The 18,296-nt window shown below is 52.3% G+C and carries 13 protein-coding genes; 8 read left to right on the forward strand and 5 right to left on the reverse strand.

The window, feature by feature from the left end; all coding sequences use genetic code 11:
• Positions 1-77 precede the first annotated feature (77 nt).
• From ACJJIO_RS19110 to cysB, 3 genes are all read left to right on the forward strand, one after another.
• The gene (locus tag ACJJIO_RS19110) at positions 78-758 is read left to right on the forward strand and encodes a TetR/AcrR family transcriptional regulator (RefSeq protein ID WP_444909474.1); all 681 of its coding nucleotides are present in this window, start codon (positions 78-80) and stop codon (positions 756-758) included.
• Positions 758-1,669 carry a 5'-nucleotidase gene (locus tag ACJJIO_RS19115; RefSeq protein ID WP_444909475.1) on the forward strand — a complete coding sequence of 304 codons (912 nt, stop codon included), beginning with the start codon at positions 758-760 and terminating at the stop codon, positions 1,667-1,669. Before ACJJIO_RS19110 ends, ACJJIO_RS19115 begins: the two co-directional genes overlap by 1 nt.
• A gap of 208 nt (positions 1,670-1,877) precedes the next feature.
• Positions 1,878-2,849, forward strand: coding sequence for an HTH-type transcriptional regulator CysB (gene cysB, locus ACJJIO_RS19120; RefSeq protein WP_444909476.1), 972 nt, complete (start codon positions 1,878-1,880; stop codon positions 2,847-2,849).
• A gap of 27 nt (positions 2,850-2,876) precedes the next feature.
• Here the strand turns inward: cysB and ACJJIO_RS19125 are convergent, their stop codons facing one another.
• From ACJJIO_RS19125 to ppsR, 3 genes are all read right to left on the reverse strand, one after another.
• A complete protein-coding gene (locus ACJJIO_RS19125; protein ID WP_444909477.1) occupies positions 2,877-3,173 on the reverse strand; it encodes a hypothetical protein in 297 nt (98 codons plus the stop codon).
• Between the two features lie 167 nt (positions 3,174-3,340).
• Positions 3,341-4,672 carry an aminodeoxychorismate synthase component I gene (pabB, locus tag ACJJIO_RS19130; RefSeq protein WP_444909478.1) on the reverse strand — a complete coding sequence of 444 codons (1,332 nt, stop codon included), beginning with the start codon at positions 4,670-4,672 and terminating at the stop codon, positions 3,341-3,343.
• 84 nt (positions 4,673-4,756) lie between these two features.
• The gene (ppsR, locus tag ACJJIO_RS19135; RefSeq protein ID WP_252081813.1) at positions 4,757-5,584 is read right to left on the reverse strand and encodes a phosphoenolpyruvate synthetase regulatory kinase/phosphorylase PpsR; all 828 of its coding nucleotides are present in this window, start codon (positions 5,582-5,584) and stop codon (positions 4,757-4,759) included.
• Positions 5,585-5,780: 196 nt separating this feature from the next.
• On the opposite strand from ppsR, the gene ppsA reads away from it, so the two are divergent.
• From ppsA to rraA, 3 genes are all read left to right on the forward strand, one after another.
• On the forward strand, positions 5,781-8,144 hold the full coding sequence (ppsA, locus tag ACJJIO_RS19140) for a phosphoenolpyruvate synthase (protein ID WP_444909479.1): 2,364 nt from the start codon (positions 5,781-5,783) through the stop codon (positions 8,142-8,144).
• Between the two features lie 429 nt (positions 8,145-8,573).
• Positions 8,574-9,143 carry a L,D-transpeptidase gene (locus ACJJIO_RS19145; protein ID WP_252081811.1) on the forward strand — a complete coding sequence of 190 codons (570 nt, stop codon included), beginning with the start codon at positions 8,574-8,576 and terminating at the stop codon, positions 9,141-9,143.
• 141 nt (positions 9,144-9,284) lie between these two features.
• Positions 9,285-9,764 (forward strand): ribonuclease E activity regulator RraA, encoded by a 480-nt coding sequence (gene rraA, locus ACJJIO_RS19150; protein WP_444909480.1) that lies wholly within the window; start codon positions 9,285-9,287, stop codon positions 9,762-9,764.
• A 96-nt stretch (positions 9,765-9,860) separates the two neighbouring features.
• On the opposite strand, the gene ACJJIO_RS19155 is transcribed toward rraA, so the two are convergent.
• A complete protein-coding gene (locus ACJJIO_RS19155; protein WP_252081809.1) occupies positions 9,861-11,297 on the reverse strand; it encodes a di-heme oxidoredictase family protein in 1,437 nt (478 codons plus the stop codon).
• A gap of 360 nt (positions 11,298-11,657) precedes the next feature.
• Between ACJJIO_RS19155 and ACJJIO_RS19160 the strand changes: the two genes are divergently transcribed.
• Together ACJJIO_RS19160 and ACJJIO_RS19165 are read left to right on the forward strand one after the other, a co-directional pair.
• Complete coding sequence (locus ACJJIO_RS19160; RefSeq protein WP_252081808.1) at positions 11,658-13,892, forward strand: acyl-CoA dehydrogenase; 2,235 nt, start codon at positions 11,658-11,660, stop codon at positions 13,890-13,892.
• 24 nt (positions 13,893-13,916) lie between these two features.
• Positions 13,917-16,121 (forward strand): acetyl-CoA hydrolase/transferase C-terminal domain-containing protein, encoded by a 2,205-nt coding sequence (locus tag ACJJIO_RS19165; RefSeq protein WP_444909481.1) that lies wholly within the window; start codon positions 13,917-13,919, stop codon positions 16,119-16,121.
• A 7-nt stretch (positions 16,122-16,128) separates the two neighbouring features.
• On the opposite strand, the gene pta is transcribed toward ACJJIO_RS19165, so the two are convergent.
• Positions 16,129-18,294 carry a phosphate acetyltransferase gene (pta, locus tag ACJJIO_RS19170; RefSeq protein ID WP_444909482.1) on the reverse strand — a complete coding sequence of 722 codons (2,166 nt, stop codon included), beginning with the start codon at positions 18,292-18,294 and terminating at the stop codon, positions 16,129-16,131.
• Positions 18,295-18,296 lie beyond the last annotated feature (2 nt).

An 18,296-nucleotide genomic window follows, 5' to 3' on the forward strand; every position in this document is an offset into this window, starting at 1 on the left:
GTGGCTGGACTGTTGCTGGTGAAATTGTCGACTCCTTTGGTGTTAAGATGCTGTGAGTTGCCATTAGGAAACCGATCTTGTCCAGTACCGAACAGCATAAGCGCAAAAGCCAATTAACCCCTCGCCGCGAGCCGGTCCAAGCCCGTGCACGGGCTCGAGCCCGGCAGATACTCGATGTCACCGGGAGGCTCCTGGAAGAGGTCGGGCTCGATGATCTCACTACTATCCTAATTGCGCGGAAGCTCGATATTTCAGTGGGCTCCCTCTACCATTATTTCCCCAATAAACATGCGATTCTCTATGCTATGGGCGAGCAGTGGCTCGCTAGTATCAGTGAGGCCATGGCTGAGCTGGCAGAGCTCGATCTCGAGCATATGACACTTGGGAGTTTTATTGATGAGTTTGTTGGGTGCCTTCTAGCTGTGTACCGTGAGCAGCGAGGACTGCTGCCATTGGCCCAGGCTATGTGGGGAATTCCCGAGTTGCACGAGCTGGATAAGAGCCATGACGAGCTGGTGATCGGGCACCTGGTGGATATGTTCCATCGCTTGGGCTTTACCTGCCCGCCCAATGAAATGAATCGCTTGGGTCGGCTCACACTGGAAAGCTGCCATGCGCTATTGCTGGTGATGGTTAACCAAGCAGAGGTGCGTGCTTACCGTACCCGTGAAGATTTACAGCAAATGCTTTTCACTCTGTTGAACCTCAGGGGAAGCGATAATAGTCCCGAGGGGCTCAGTGATGTGGAGGCGCCCTGATGGCCATGCGTCCGGACAAACTGGTAATCGCGATTTCTTCTCGGGCACTGTTCGACTTGAATGATAGCCATAAGGTTTTCGAGGAGCTGGGCCTGCAAGCTTTCTCGCGCTATCAAGTAGAGCGAGAGAACGATGTATTGCAGAAAGGAGATGCCTTCCACCTGGTAGAGAAATTTCTAAAAATCAACGAACAGCTGGAGGGGGAGCCCAGGGTCGAGGTCATCCTGCTTTCCCGCAATAGTGCTGATACAGGACTTCGGGTGTTTAACTCAATTGAGCACTATGGTCTGGATATTACCCGGGCTGCCTTTTGCAATGGTGAAAGCCCCTATCGCTATATCGGTCCATTTGGCTGTAATTTGTTTCTCTCGACTGATGGCTTGGATGTTCGTCGCGCCTTGGATCAAGGGGTTGCTGCGGCAACTCTGGTGGCTGGGGGTAACCGCAAGCAGCGCGACGATGTCTTGCGCTTTGCCTTTGATGGTGATGCGGTAATCTTTTCTGACGAGGCTGAGCAGATTTTCAAGCGGGATGGGCTGGATGCCTTTACCCGTGCAGAGCGTGCCTCTGCACAGATGCCGCTGGGTGGAGGGCCTTTCAAGGGATTTCTTGAGGCTCTGCAAACATTACAAGCGGAATTTGGTTTAGAGAGTTGTCCAATACGCACCGCCCTGGTGACGGCAAGGTCTGCGCCAGCCCATGAGCGGGTAATCCGTACGTTGCGTGCCTGGGATATCCGTGTAGATGAATCGGTATTTTTGGGGGGGCTTCCAAAGGGGGAGTTTCTGCGGGCATTCGGTGCTGATGTGTTCTTTGATGACCAGCCGGCGCACTGTGCCTCCGCAGCTGAGCATGTGGCTACAGGTCATGTGCCGCACGGTATTGCCAATATCGCAAATAGTGATGCCTGAGTATTTGAGCTCTTTCGGGCCTGTAAATGTTGGAAAGTCGATTGACACCCGCCGCTCTTCACCGGATATTCATCTGTCCGTTGGCCCCGGCTTCGATTGGCTGCTATTCTTTTCTCGCATAACTCAAGATGTTTTTTATAACTAACAATTTATATGTCAGAGTTGCACTCGTCCTGGGGCGGGGTGATTGATATTAAAGGGAGGACTTATGAAGCTGCAGCAGTTGCGATATATCTGGGAAGTGGCGCATCACGATCTCAACGTTTCTGCTACTGCGCAGAGCCTCTATACTTCCCAGCCGGGCATCAGCAAGCAGATTCGCCTACTGGAAGATGAGCTGGGGGTGGAAATCTTTGCCCGGAGCGGCAAGCACCTCACCAGGGTGACGCCAGCGGGGGAGGCGATCCTCAAGACCGCTGGCGAAATTATGCGCAAAGTGGAAAATATCAAGCAGGTTGCCCAGGAGTTCAGCAATGACAAGAAGGGCAGCTTGGCGGTTGCCACTACCCATACCCAGGCGCGGTATGCGCTGCCCCCGGTTATCAAGCTGTTTATTTCCCGTTACCCTGATGTATCGCTGCATATGCACCAGGGAACCCCCATGCAAATCTCGGAAATGGCAGCCGATGGTACTGCGGATTTCGCCATTGCTACCGAGGCACTAGAGCTTTTCAGTGATTTGGTGATGATGCCGGTTTATCGCTGGAATCGTTGTATTTTGGTGCCTAAAGATCATCCTCTCTGCCATATCAGCAAGCTGAATCTTGAAGAGGTTGCAAAGTATTCGATCGTCACTTACGTGTTTGGCTTTACCGGCCGCTCAAAATTGGATGAAGCATTCCTGGAGAAAGGGCTTTCGCCTAAGGTCGTGTTTACCGCCGCGGATGCGGATGTTATTAAAACCTATGTGCGCCTGGGTCTCGGTATTGGCATAGTGGCGGATATGGCGGTGGATGGTGAGGATGAAGATTTAGTTGCCCTGGATGCCAGTGATTTGTTCGAGTCCAGTATTACCAAGATCGGCTTTCGCAAGGGAATATTCCTGCGAGGCTTTATGTATGATTTCATTCAACAGTTTGCTCCGCATCTCACCCGGGAATTGGTGGATCAAGCTGCGCATGCTACTTCCAGAGCTGAGGTAGATGCACTATTTGCCGATACAGAGCTGCCGGTTTATTAGTATTGCGGTGTAGCTGGCTGGCAGAGGCTAAGAGGCCTCTGCCTGTTGGATCAGGGGTTGTAAAACTTCCTTGGCAAATTTGAAGTAGACGGTATAGATCTCTGCTTCTTGCCCTTCACGCTCGACCACAAAGAATGGCGCTCGATCCACATTAAATTGCTGTGCAATTAGCATCCCGGCACTTTGCGGGTCGCGCACGTCAGCTACCAAGGTTTGATCGATAAATTTGAGTTGCTCGTTCACTTCCAGTTTTTCCTGCACATCCCGGCATTTGGCGCAGGGTGAGCCATCGGCGAGTACTTTTTTGACTAGTGTGATCTTCACAATAAATTCCTTGATCCAGTTAAGCGCTGAAATTGGCACTACTGGCATTGAATCTATCAGATGGCCTAATAACTTTGAAATATCAATCCTAGATAGTTCTATAACCAAAATGCTGTAGTAAGACTACAGAAAGCCCAGTAGGCAGCGATTTTTGACGGGCTGGGTGATCAATTCAGGAATTGCTCTGCGGTTTCAAGAAGTAAGCGCACTTTGGCCAGGCACTCCTGGTACTCTGCAGTCGGGTCAGAGTCGGCGACTATGCCTCCACCGGCAGCACAGGTAATGCGCCCATTGCTGGCGCTAAAGGTACGAATGGCGATGTTGGTATCAGCGCGGCCGCAGCTACTGATATAGCCGATGCTACCGCAATAGATGCCCCTGGGACTGCCTTCCAGCTCGCGAATGACCTCCATAGAGCGGCGTTTGGGCGCACCGGTGATGGAGCCACCGGGAAAGCAGGCCGCTAACAGGTCGCTGTAAGCTGAGTCCTCATGCATTTCTCCTGTCACTACGCTGACCAAGTGGTGAACATTGGCAAAGCTAGCCAACTGGAATAGCTCCGGCACCCTCACGCTGCCACTGCGGCACAACTTGCTGAAATCGTTGCGCAGCAAATCCACGATCATTAGGTTTTCTGCGCGATCTTTAGGGCTTCTCTGCAGGGTAAATGCCGCACGCTGGTCCTCTACCGGATCAGCTACTCTGGCGGCGGTGCCCTTGATGGGCTCGGTGCGCAAGCTACTGCCATCGGCACGAATAAAGCGCTCTGGCGATAGGCTCAGCAAACTGCCCTGGGGCATTTCCATAAATGCTGAAAATGGCCCTGCCACGCGTCGACGCAATGCCAGGTAGGCACCAAAGAGATCGCCCTCGTAGGGGGCGCTGAAGCGTTGGGTAAAGTTTGCCTGGTAGACATCTCCCGCTGCGATATATTCGAGGATTCGCGCAATGCGCTCCTCATAGTCAGCAACACTGAGTTCGTGGGCAAATGGTGCTAAAAGGCGAAACTCCTCGGGATCCTGCTCTCGCTCCCAGTGCACCGATTTAAAACGATCGATTAGCTCTTGTACCTGTCGGGCTGGGCAGGCAGGGTGAAAAACCAGATGGCTGGAGCCCAGCTGGTGATCCGCAATAAAAGCCCAGCTATAGAGCCCAAAAAAACCTGCCGGTAGGTCCGTAGGTCGGGTATCCGCCGGCAAAAAGTTACCGCCGGTGCCCAGTTCATAACCGGCAAAACCGATGATTCCACCGCAAAATGGCAGTTGTGAGTCCCGTTCCTGTGGGCACAGCTCACGACTTAGGTCATCTACCCGGGTGAAAGGCTCGCTGCTATCTGCTGCCAGTTCCAGTGCGTTAAGAGGGTCGGCACTGATAATATCGTAGCGACCTCCGCTGCTGAGAGGTCGGCCGCTATCGAGCCATACCGGCACAGGTAGATCCGCAATTGCCTGGAAGGCCGCGGCAGAATTGAGTGAATAGGGCAGGGAGACTATTTGCATATCAAAACACGGCAGTCTGGAAGACGGCGCACACTACACACTTTGTCGCGGCGTGAAAAGGGCGCCTGGCTTTTTGGTCATCCCTTAGTCAATTCTTCGCTCGATGCCGGCCTGGGACATCAGGCGCGTAGCGAGCTCCTCCACGGATAGCTGGGTGGCATTGAGGAAGGGCACTTGCGCCCGCCTTAGCATCTGTTCGACTTGGCGCACCTCAAATTCGCACTGTCCTATAGAAGCGTAGCGGCTATTGGCGCGCCTTTCCTGTCGAATCTGCATCAAGCGTTTGGGATCTATGGTGAGGCCGAAGAGTTTGCGCTGGAAGGGGCGCAGAATCTTGGGCAGGGTGGTGGAGTCCATATCCTCTTCGGTGATGGGGTAGTTGGCCGCGCGCAGTCCAAATTGCAAGGCCAAATATAGGCAGGTGGGGGTTTTGCCGGAGCGGGAGACGCCGAGCAATATGACATCCGCTTGCTCAAATTCACTGATGCGGCGCCCGTCGTCGTTATCGATAGCAAAGTGCACCGCATCAATGCGTTCGCTATAGCGGCGATTATCGGCAATGCCGTGGGAGACATTAACGGTCTGTGCAGGATCGCGCCCAAATAAATTGGCCAGAGGTGTCAGGTAATTTTCGAAGATATCCAGCATTAAAGCGGGGCTTTGGTGCAATTGATCGCGAATCTGGTCAGAAACGATGCTGGTAATAATGATGGGCTGCAGACCGGATTCCTGGGCAGCGCTCTCTATACGCTGGAGAGCCTGCTGGACCTTTTCGGTGGAGTCAATATAAGGCAGAGTCACCTGTTCGACATGCTGGTCTTGAAACTGTGCCAATAGGCTGTGGCCAATGCCCTCTACAGTGAGGCCGGTTCCGTCGGAAATAAAAAAAGCGGTGCGTTTGTCTTTTGCCATGCTGCGTCTCTGTCTGTTGGCGGGACTTTTTAGTGGCCGCTAGTATAGGGGTGGTGGGGTTAAAGGTCTTATCTTCTGAGAGCTAAGTAAGCTTGTAGAAAATTTACAACATATTGGCCGTTTTTCCTGGGCTATTTTTTACAAGACTCATCCTTATAATCAGCGCCCAACAAACCTGATTTCAGAGGGCCTTCACTTGACGAATTTCACCATCGACTTTGCAAAACTGGGAATGGATGATGTCGACAAAGTCGGCGGTAAAAACGCATCACTCGGCGAGATGATTTCATCTCTGGCCGGCGCTGGTGTGAGTGTACCGGGCGGCTTTGCGACCACAGCGGAGGCTTTTCGGGCTTTCCTAGCCCATGAACAGTTAGAGCAGCGTATCGCTGAGCGGCTGAAAGGGCTCGATGTCGGTGATGTTACTGAGTTAGCCAAAGCCGGCGATGAAATTCGCAATTGGATCATACAGACCCCATTTCCTGCACAGCTGGAAAAAGAGATCCGCGATGGTTATGAAGCTTTGGGTGGTGGTGAAACAGCTGTTGCTGTGCGTTCCTCCGCGACTGCTGAAGATTTACCGGATGCTTCTTTCGCAGGCCAGCAGGAGACCTTCCTGAATATCCGCGGTATTGATGCGGTTCTGATTGCAGTTAAAGAAGTATTTGCCTCTCTCTATAACGACCGCGCCATCGCCTACCGCGTACATACAGGTTATGCGGATGTAGGTGTTGCTCTGTCGGCTGGTATTCAGCACATGGTGCGCAGTGAGACTGGCGCTGCCGGTGTAATGTTCACCTTGGATACTGAGAGTGGATTCCGTGATGTGATCTTTATCACTGCGGCCTTCGGTCTGGGTGAGACTGTTGTACAGGGTGCTGTGAATCCTGACGAGTTCTATCTCTACAAGCCGGCTTTGGATGCCGGGCGCCCAGCTATCCTGCGTCGCAATCGCGGTAGTAAAGCCATCAAAATGGTTTACGACGAAAGCGGCGATTGCGGGCGCTCAGTAAAAACCGTTGAGGTTGCAGAAGAAGATCGCCAGCGTTTTGCTCTCAATGATGAAGAGCTGACCAGCCTGGCAATTCAGGCCCGTAAAATTGAGGAGCACTACGGTCGTCCGATGGATATCGAGTGGGCCAAAGACGGTGATACTGGCAAGCTATTTATCGTACAAGCGCGTCCGGAGACCGTGCGCTCCCGCGATCAAGGTACCAGCATTGAGCGTTACAGCCTGCAGGAGCGCGGTGAAGTACTGTGTGAGGGGCGCGCGATTGGTCAGCGTATCGGTGCCGGCCGCGTTCGCAAGCTGAAGTCCGTCGAAGATATGGCGGCTATGCATGACGGTGAGGTCCTGGTGACCGATATGACCGACCCGGATTGGGAACCGGTGTTGAAAAAGGCGAGCGCAATTGTTACCAACCGCGGCGGCCGTACTTGTCACGCGGCGATTATTGCCCGTGAATTGGGGATTCCCGCAGTGGTTGGCTGTGGAAACGCCACCGAGTTATTGGAAGACGGTACTCCCGTCACCGTCTCTTGTGCCGAAGGCGATACCGGCTTCGTAATGTCCGGCGAGTTGGACTTCCAGCGTGAAGAAACTGAAGTTTCCGAAATGCCGGATCTGCCTTTCAAAATCATGCTCAATGTGGGCAATCCAGATCGCGCTTTTGCCTTTAGCCACTTGCCCAATCAGGGGGTTGGCCTGGCGCGCTTGGAATTTATCCTGAATCGCATGATTGGGATTCACCCGAAAGCCCTGCTTGAGCTGGATAGCCTCCCGGATGACTTGCAACAGAATATCCGCGAGCGCATAGGCGGTTACGCCTCCCCGGAAGACTTTATTGTTGAGAAACTGGTAGAAGGTATCGCTACCCTGGCCGCGGCCTTTGCACCTAATCGTGTAATCGTGCGTCTATCAGACTTTAAGTCCAACGAATACGCACACCTGGTTGGTGGCCAACTATACGAACCCAGCGAAGAGAACCCGATGCTCGGCTTCCGTGGTGCGGCTCGCTACCGCTCTGAAGATTTCCGCCAGTGTTTCGCCCTGGAATGTCGTGCACTGAAGAAAGTACGTGACGAGATGGGGCTGACCAATGTGGAGATCATGGTACCCTTCGTGCGAACTCCGGAAGAGGCAGAAGAGGTTGTCGGTCTGCTCGCCGAGAACGGTCTGCGCCGCGGCGAGGCTGGTCTCAAGGTCATTATGATGTGCGAACTGCCATCCAATGCCCTGCTGGCAGAAGAGTTCCTGCAGCATTTTGATGGCTTCTCAATCGGTTCTAATGACTTGACCCAGCTTACCCTGGGTCTTGATCGGGATTCCGGTCTGGTGGCCGACCTGTTCGACGAGCGTAACCCGGCAGTGAAGGCTCTGCTGTCCCGCGCCATCCAGGCCTGCAAAAAAGCTGGTAAATATGTAGGCATCTGCGGTCAGGGACCTTCTGACCACAAAGACTTCGCCCGCTGGTTGATGGATGAGGGAATCGACAGTGTTTCCCTGAACCCGGATACCGCTGTAGATACCTGGCTATTCCTAGCTAACGAAGAAGCCTAATTTCCTTTCTAAGCGGCCCTTTTGGGCCGCTTTTCCTATCTAAGCGCCCCTCCAGCGACTGTGGTTTTTTTTTCCTAATTCATTGCGTGTTTGCCCAAAAATTAGACTTCTGTTGCCGCTTCTCTCGATAACTTCGGAATTTATCCTGCTATTTCTGTGTGAGATTTACAGATCACACGCTACCGAAAAAATTCAAAACTCTATGGCTTGCTTTCAGAGATAAGAATTCATTCTAAGGCTTACCACCAGCCTCAATAAAATCGGAAGAGTCCTGAGGCAGCGCGTAGATAGAAAACAGAGCGCAATTTGCTTTGGTGCTGATTCACCTGCAGGGGTAAATCCTCCGGTGTAGAAGTTTGAGTGGTATCGGTTGGGCTGTTTTCCTTTCCGCCCACTTTGGCAGAGCAGAGAAAGTTGTTGAGGTGAGCTATGCATACGAGCAGACAGTTACAGATCCCAATATTGCATATTTTTCTGATGTTGTGTCTCTTGGCACTAATCGCCGTTCCCCCTGCAATGGCAAAGCCCCGCGGTGGTAACTGGTTTGATGATCGCGCTGCGGCTAGGGGAGGAGGCGCCTCAATCAGGATTGACTTGAGTGAACAGCGCGCTTACCTCTACAAAGGCGGTAAGTTGGTCGGGGTATCCAGAATTTCCTCCGGTAAGCGGGGTTATAGTACGCGGCCAGGACACTTCCGTGTATTGTCCAAGCACCCGCATCATCGCTCTTCGATCTACGGTAGTTATGTAGATAGGCGCACAGGACGGGTGGTGAGGTCCAATGTAAATACTCGTAAACATCGTCGCCCCGCCGGTACTGTGTATCGTGGTGCAAAAATGAATAACTATATTCGCTTCAACGGCGGGATCGGTCTGCATGCTTCTGGCCATGTGCCCAGACACCCTGCCTCGCATGGTTGTGTGCGTATGCCTCCGCACATGGCTAGAAAGTTTTATCGCCATGTACGTGTAGGTACTCCGGTGCGTGTTACGCACTAAAACATGAAAACGATTTTGTAGCAGCGAAGCCTTGGCCGGGTATTATCTATAGGGATGATACCCGGTATTTATTTGTCAGCCTGCCACCAGAGTGACACTATCGCTATCATCATTTTTTACGGAATGATTGCGAGAGAACTTATGTCAATTTCTACCCCCGATTTGTGTGATGACCACGGTGATGCAGTGCAAGTGGTTGAGCCGATGTTTATTAATTACGGAGGCCGTGAGAGCTTTGGCGGTCAAATCGTAACTATTAAGTGTTTTGAGGATAACTCGCTGGTGCGGGAGTTAGTGGCGGAACCGGGACAAGGAAAAGTTCTGGTAGTCGATGCGGGTGGTTCAATGCGTCGCGCTTGTCTTGGCGATATGCTCGCCGATAAAGCGGTAGCCAATGGCTGGGAAGGCATAGTGATGTATGGCTGCATCCGCGATGTTGACCAGATTGGGACGCTAGATTTAGGCGTTCAGGCCCTGGGTACACACCCAATGAAAACGGAGAAAAAAGGTATTGGTGAGCGGGATCTGGCAGTGACTTTTGGAGGGGTGACTTTTCGACCTGGAGAATATCTGTATGGGGATAACAACGGAATCATTATTGCGCAAGAAGCACTAGTGTGAACCCCACTTTTCAATTACACAGCTTTCACAAAAGCTTGCAGATAAAAATGCCCGCTGGCAACTTTGTTGCCGCGGGCATCGTTCATGAAGAGCTGCCTATCGATTGTGTAAATCTGAAACTGGATCCTTGGGCATGCGCAGAGACATCAGAAAATAAAGGATCTTGTTCTTGTCTTCGTCACTCAGATTTTGGAAGTTTTCTGCGGCGTAGCCGGCATCACTTCCAGGATTATCGTGTAACAAGATGGCTTCTACCAAGGTGAGTGCGCGCCCATCGTGCATATAGGGCGCTGTGTCAGCAACTCCCCAAAGGCGTGCGGTGATAAATTCCCTGTTTTGCACCTCATCCTGGAAAAAGGCGGTTTCAGCTAAGGCTATGCCCATGTCATAGCGCTTGAGATCAGAGAACATTTCGACCTCAATTCCCGCTCCAAAAATGGATTTAAAAACTGTGGGGGGCTTGCTTAGATCCACGTGATAGAAAGTATCTTCAAATGGTGCCTCCGGGGAGCCCGTTAGCTTAAAGGGCAAGGTCCTTCGCTCAGTGGTCATTACGGGACGATGGCAGTCGGCACAGCCTACCTCGTGGAACAATTTGCGACCCCGGTTATTTTTGCCGGATTCTATTTGGAAGGGGCGGTCCAGGGTGGCAATGAAAATACTGATCGCGGATAGATCACCGACAGAAATTTCGTTGGTCACGCCGTCATTGTCTTCGTCGGCTTCTGCCCCGCCAAACTTTTCTGTTGCCTGCATCCCCATGTGAAAAGAAAGGGCGTTCAAGGAGAATTCGCGGGCTGAGGCATTATCGCCTTTCCTGCCAAACGGGCGTACCACAAGGTCTGCATCGACGCCTTCCACATTGCTGGTGTCCAGGTTGCCATCTTCATCGACAAAAATACTGCCAAAATTAACGGATTTAGTATCCAGACTGACAACAGTTCCAGGGTTGTCTAAGGCGTATTGTTTGAGGCGCTGAAGGTCAGCGGTCATTTCTCTGGCGACTAGTTCAATCCCTCCAGAGCCAAATAAGAATAGGGGGTTGATTAGGCGGCCATCGTATTCCGCAGTCCCATCGAAGCTTTCGTCAATGACATCGATATTTACCGGACGCAGCATTGCGCTGGTGCTAAAACCGCCACCGCCGCCAATACCCATGGTGGCCGGCACAGTTCTATTGCTGACGATACTGTGACATTCCAGGCAGTTCTGGGAGTCGAGTCCATTGACTCGCAGGAAGGTACCATTGCCTTGTAATGTCGGTCGGTTACCGCCATCTGCGGAGTGGTTATCAGGCTGGGATTCATCGTGTGCACCATCCCCGTAGCCATCGTAGCGATTAAAGGGGGTGCTGAAAATGAGCATCCCGGCCTGGCGAATTTCATCCAGGCTCAGTTCACCTTCAACAATTTGTCCCTGGGTAATTCTGTCTTCCGGGGCCAGCCGGGGGCCTTCTCCCACCAGATTGGCGAAGAGCAGGCTGGGGGTTAAAAGTCCGACACCGGCAAGCGAGTTCACAAGAGTCTGCTTCATACGAGCATCCTAATTCAATGCTTTCTATCAACTGATCCAGAGCTTCATTTGCGGCGTCCATTCCATCTCTCTAAATATAGGTAGTATTTCCCAGGGATATCGCGACAACTGGCGCTTCATACATCTTATTGATGTATAAATTTCAGGTTCTCTTGGGCGTCTAGTTACCAGGGGGCTCTCCCCGCACAAAATGTTGTGTCAGGAGTACTGAGTGACTGCTTGTGAGTTTTCAATTTGGGAAGGGATCTTACTGAAACTCTTCAACCGCATTCGTTGCCTATCATTATTTTTTGAAATAGCACCATGGCTAGTGGTAATTGGCGGGGTAGTGCACCGCTAGGGATACTGCGGAAGGTAAAAATGAGCGAGTTGCGCAAGAAATTCTTTACCAAACCCCTATTGAACATCATAAAGAGGATTTTACCGCCAATATCTCAAACGGAACGGGAGGCAATGGAGGCCGGAGAAGTTTGGTGGGATGCTCAGCTACTCTCCGGAAAACCGGACTGGAAGCAACTACTCGATATGGGACCGCCGGAGCTGAATGAGGAGGAACAGGCTTTTCTCGATGGGCCTGCCGAAGAGCTCTGTAAAATGATCAATGATTGGCAGATCAGTTTTGTCGATCACGATATCCCAGAGCATGTTTGGGAGTTTCTGCGCAAAAATCGTTTCTTCGGCATCATCATTCCCAAAAAATATGGTGGTCTCGGCTTTTCCCCTACTGCGCATGCAGAAATAGTCACCAAAATTTCTACGCGGAGTAACACCGTCGGCGTCACTGTGATGGTGCCCAACTCCCTTGGGCCGGGAGAATTGCTGCTCGCTCATGGCACCCAGGAGCAAAAAGACTATTATTTGCCCCGGCTTGCCGATGGCACGGATATTCCTTGTTTTGGCCTCACCAGCCCCCAGGCGGGCTCTGATGCGGCATCCATGATTGACCGCGGAGAGGTTTGTTACGGTGATCATCAGGGGGAAAAGGTCTTGGGGATGCGTGTCAACTGGCACAAGCGGTATATCACCCTGGGGCCTATTGCCACGGTCTTGGGGCTCGCCTTTAAGTTGTACGACCCGGAGCATATTCTCGGCGATAAAGAGGAGCTGGGAATTACCGTGGCACTGGTTCCTACTGATACAGAAGGCGTGACTATTGGTCAACGCCATCTCCCGGCGATGCAGGCCTTCCAAAATGGTCCCAACTGGGGAAAAGATGTCTTTATCCCTATGGAGTGGATTATTGGAGGTCAGGAGAATGTCGGCAAAGGCTGGGAAATGTTGATGAGCGCCTTGGCTGCTGGTCGTGGCATCTCGCTTCCATCGCTCTCTACGGGCGGTGCCAAAATGGCGGCGAGGACCACTGGTGCCTATGCGCGTATCCGCGAGCAATTCAATATTCCTGTAGGGCGTTTTGAAGGGGTGCAAAGTCGGCTGGCGGAGATCGCCGCTATCGCTTTCGTGCTAGATAGCGCCCATAAGACAACCACCAGGGCATTGGATGATGGACTTAAGCCGGCGGTAATCACCGCAATTATGAAAGCCAGTGCAACAGGGGGGCTGCGCCAGGCTATTGATGACGCCATGGATATTCATGCTGGTAAAGCCATCATGGATGGCCCACTAAATTACCTGGGTAATGCCTATCGTGCGGTACCCGTGGCGATAACGGTAGAAGGGGCCAATTTATTGACCCGCAGCTTAATGATCTTTGGCCAGGGCGCTATTCGCTGCCACCCCTACATTCTTGATGAAATGCTCGCTGCTGAAAATCCCGATGAAGAGGAGGGGCTGGAGCAACTGGATCATTTACTCCCCAAGCATATGTGGTTCCAGTTCAAGACACTATTACGAGGAGTATTTCACGGTTGGACCGTGGGGCTCTTTGCCAGCAGCCCTCGCAATGTTGGAGGCGCGGCCAAGTATTTTCGTCAGATCAATCGCTACTCAGCTGTGCTGACACTGGTGACAGAGGTCTCGCTGATCACCTTGGGCGGTGAGTTAAAAAGAAAAGAGCTGATATCCTCCCGGCTCGGCGATGTGCTCAGCCAGCTTTATCTGTTGAGCTGTACTCTCAAGCGTTTCTATGATGATGGCAATCCCAAAGATGATTTACCGCTCCTGGAATTCGCCATGCGTGATGGTTTGCATAAAATCGAAGTTCAGTTGCTGGAAGTTTTTCAGAATTTCCCGCGCCCATTTTTTGGGCAGTTGATGCATTTTCTGACTATGCCCTGGGGGCATAGTATCCATACTGCTTCAGATCGACAGGCGCGAGCATGTGCCGAGTTGCTGTTGAGTCCCTCCAAAACCCGAGACCGTTTGACCCGTGGTGTTTTCCTTGGCAATCCTGGCGATGGAGTTGAAATTGTCGAGCAAGCCTTCAACAAGGTATGTGCCTCTGAGCGTGCACGAGAGAAGTTAAAAAAGGGGGGGATTCGCACCCTAAGTCGCGAGTCGGTGGAAGAGGGGTTGCAACGTAATCTCATTAGTGATGAAGAAGCGGATGCTCTTCGTGACGCAGCTGATGCAGTGGATAAGGCTATCCAGGTCGACCACTTTGATCATTTGGCCAGGGTGGTGGGAAAAATCCAATAGCCTTGTGAGAAAAGCCTGATTTCCATGGAAGTTTCTCCTGATAATGTTCCCCAGCGGTTTACCGGCGCCGAGGAGTGTATCGATGCTCTGTTACGCAGGGTCGGTAAGAAGATTGTGCTGGGGTTACCCCTTGGATTGGGAAAAGCCAATCACTTTGCCAATGCCCTCTACGCGCGTGCCGCTGCAGATCCTTCTATTTCTCTGACCATTTATACCGCCCTGACCCTTGAGCGACCCAGGGGGGACAGTGATATCACGCGCCGTTTTGTACAGCCTTTACTGGATCGCCTTTACAGTCACTATCAGGATCTTGGTTATGTGACGGCAAGGAGGCAAGGGCAGCTTCCCAATAATATTGAGGTGATAGAGTTTTTTATGGAGCCCGGTGCTTTGCTGGGTAATCGCTATGCTCAGCAACATTATGTCAGTACTAATTATACCGAGGTGCCCGAAGATCTCTTGCGCAATGGGATCAATGTGATCGCGCAAATGGTCTCCCCTTCACCGGCGGGTGGCAAATACAGTTTGAGCTGTAATCCGGATCTGACCCTGCCACTTTTAAAGCTGGCCTCCGATCGCAAAGGGCAATCGCTTTTTTTACTGGGAGAGGTAAATCATCAATTACCTTATATGCCGGGCAGTAGTGAGCTTGCGGAAGGCGCTTTCGATTTTTTGTTAGAAGGTAACCAGTTCAATACTCCATTGTTTGCCGCTCCTGCAATGCCGGTGAGTTTTACCGAATACGCTATCGGTTTTCATATTGCCAGCCTGATCGCTGATGGTGGTACTTTACAAGTGGGTATCGGGGCGCTCGGCGATGCGGTGTGTCATGCCTTGCGCTTGCGTCACAAAGAGAATCCGCTCTTCACTCGCCTGCTGGATGAGTTAGCCGATTCGGAGTCATCCGCATACCGAAAAAACCTCCGCCTACAAAAGACGCCCTTTCAACAGGGACTATATGGTGCCAGTGAAATGGTTCCCCATGGCTTTTTACATCTGCGTAAGGCGGGGGTTTTAATCCGTGAAGTGTTTGCTGATGCGGCACTGCAAGAGTTGCTGGACTCGGATGCGATCACCCATACAGTGAACGAAGAGACTCTGCTTGCTCTGAAAAAGAGAGGGCGTATCCACTGTCCATTAACCCCTGATGACACGGCGTTTTTGCAGCGTTTTGGTATTGTGGATCCAAGTTACAGTTGGCGCGGCCACAAGTTGTTAACACCCGATGGCGAAGAGGAGGAGTGTGACCTGCACAGTGAGCACGGCCGTCGACGATTGATAGGCAGTTGTTTGAACAACAAACTTAAAGGCGGTATCTGGTTGCACGGTGGTTTTTACCTTGGTCCTGAGGTGATGTATCGAGAGTTACGGGATCTAGCCCCCATTGAGCGGGCCGGTATCGATATGACTTCTATCGATTTCACCAACGATCTGCGCGGCCAACAAATACTGAAGCAAGTCCAGCGCAAACACGCACGTTTTGTAAACTCAGCCATGATGGTGACATTGGGCGGGGCCGTTATTTCCGATGCTTTAATGGATAATCAGGTGGTTAGTGGTGTTGGAGGGCAATACAATTTTGTTGCCCAGGCGTTTGCACTGCCTGGGGCCCGCTCCATTATTGCCCTGCCGAGCACACGCGTTCGCGACGGAATATGTGAAAGTAATATTGTCTGGGAATACCCCCACACCACTATACCTCGGCACTTGCGGGATATTGTGGTAACTGAATACGGCGCGGTGGACCTGCGGGGTAAAACAGACCGGGACGTGATGGTTTCCATGCTCAGTATTTGCGATACACGATTTCAGGCAGTGTTGCTGGAACAGGCCAAATATGCAGGCAAAATTGAAAAGGACTTCACTATTCCGGCAGAGTTTAATCGAAATACCCCGGAGCATATTGCCGAGGTCTTTTCCGATGAAAAGTCCCTCGCCATGTTGCCTTACTATCCGCTGGGTACGGACTTTACCGATGAAGAGGGATGGCTGGCTGTCGCACTTCAGCAGTTGAGAGCGGCTGACCGCAGCTGGTGGCGAATGCTGATAACGGTGATCAAGGGGCGTAGAGTGTGGCGGGACAATTCTGATCAGTTCGCGTTTATCCATCGCTGTCTGGAGCGGATGGGTTGTGACCATTCGGATACCTATGAGCACCGCCTGGAGGCCTATGTTATTGCCGCCGCGCTGCATGAATATATTGACCTTCGCCGTCCCCTCTGTGGATAGAGGCCAGTTATTTTTTAGTTTTATGTGGTTGATGTTGCTGGGCCTGAATAGCGGTAAGTGCAATGGTGTAGACAATATCGTCCACCAGGGCACCGCGGGAAAGATCATTCACCGGTTTGCGCAGCCCCTGCAACATAGGCCCAATACTGACTAAGTCCGCACTGCGTTGTACTGCTTTATATGTGGTGTTGCCGGTGTTTAAATCAGGGAAAATAAATACGGTGGCGCGGCCCGCGACTGGGCTCTGTGGCGCTTTCTGCTCAGCCACATTTTTTATCAGCGCCGCATCGTATTGCAGTGGTCCATCAATAATCAGCTTGGGCCTTCTCTGCTTGGCGATTTGTGTAGCTTCACGCACTTTGTCTACGTCTAAGCCGGTTCCTGAGGTGCCGGTGGAGTAACTGATCATTGCTACTCGGGGTTCTATCCCAAAAGCCGCTGCGGAGTCTGCCGACTGGATGGCGATCGCAGCCAATTGGTTGGCGTTGGGGTCTGGGTTGATGGCGCAGTCTCCGTATACCAGTACCTGCTCGGGTAGAAGCATAAAGAAAATTGAGGAGACAAGCTCTTCACCTGGAGCGCTCTTGATCAATTGCAGGGCGGGGCGGATGGTATTGGCGGTAGTGTGAATAGCGCCTGAAACCAGGCCGTCCACTCGGTCTAGGGCCAGCATCATAGTGCCCAAAACGACATTGTCTTGCAGCTGTTCTTTCGCGACCACCTGAGTGAGGCCTTTATTTTTACGAAGAGCTACCATGGGCTCTACATACTCTTCCCTGACATCTTCGGGCTTGATGATTTCTACTTTTTTACTGAGCCTGAGGCCCTGTTGCTCGGCGATTCGCTGGATAGATCCCGGTCTCCCCAGCAGTATCGGTTGTGCAATTCCCCGTTCTGCACAGGCCAGAGCTGCGCGTATAGTGCGGGGTTCTTCCCCCTCTGGAAGCACAATGCGTTTTAGCACCCGGCGGGCCATTTCTGTTAGGTGGTAGCGAAATGCTGGGGGTGACATCCGCCGCGGTCGCTGGGAAACCTGGCTTAGGGATTGCACCCAGTTTCTATCCAAGTGGCTGGCAAAAAAATCCTGTACCCGGTTTACTCGCTCGCGGTCATCTGCGGGGGTGCGCAGGTTAAAGGTTTGTAACTCCATCACGGTATGCCAGGTGTTGGAGCTGACTAACATTACCGGCAGCCCAGTCTCCATGGCCGGTGTGCAAAGTTTGTGTACCCCGCGATCCAGTCGGTAGCCCCCGGTCAGCAGCAAGCAGCCAATTTTTACACCGTTCATTGCTGCCAGGCTGGCTCCTACCATGACATCGGGCCTGTCAGCTGAAGTGACCAGTAGGGCACCTGAATTAAAGCGATGCAGCATATTGGCTAGGGATCGCGAGCAGAAGGTTACGCTGCGCAAACGGCGGCTCTCTAGTTCTCCGCGATTGATCAGTTGTGCATTGAAATGCCGGGCCAGATCCAGCGCCCGGGGGGCCAGCAGCTGCGCATTCCAGGGGATGGCGCCAACGATGCGTAGAGGAATTTTACGATACAGATCCTTTCGGTTGACAGCTTTGGTACAGGGCTCCTGTTGAGCGCCCACCGAGATAAAGTGGCCGCCAGGTGGGTCGGTTATGCGGGGAGGGGCATCCAGCTTATTGATAATGCAGCCTACCACTGGGTTGGATGGGCCCTCACCAAACGGTTGCATCGCATACTGCAGACGCTCTGTAAGCTGGCGAATATCACCTGTGTGCAGGCTGGCAACCAACACCACTTCCGCATCCAGGGTTTTTGCCATCTGGCAGTTCAATTGGTCAGAAAATTGATTCTGCCTTCCAGGTAAAAGTCCCTCTACGACTATTACATCCGCAGTTTGAACGCTGCTGCGGTAGCGGGCCAAAATTTTCTCCAGTAGCTCCGTGGTACCACCTGCGGAGATCATAGTTTCAGCTTCTTGTGCGCTGATTGAACGGGGAATGTCTAGCTTGGTAGTCTGCCGCAATATCTCTGTGGTTCTCTCGATGGCGCCGTCGCGGGAAGGCGCTTCGCTGACAGGTTTGAAAAACTGGGTTTCTACGCGGTTGCGTTCAAGTGCCCGTATTAAGCCCAGGCTTACCGATGTAATACCCACACCCACATCCAGTGGAATCAGCATTAGGGCGCGCGCGTTGTGGGGCATGT

The sequence above is a fragment of the Microbulbifer mixtoriginis (SeqCode) genome (assembly GCF_052467235.1).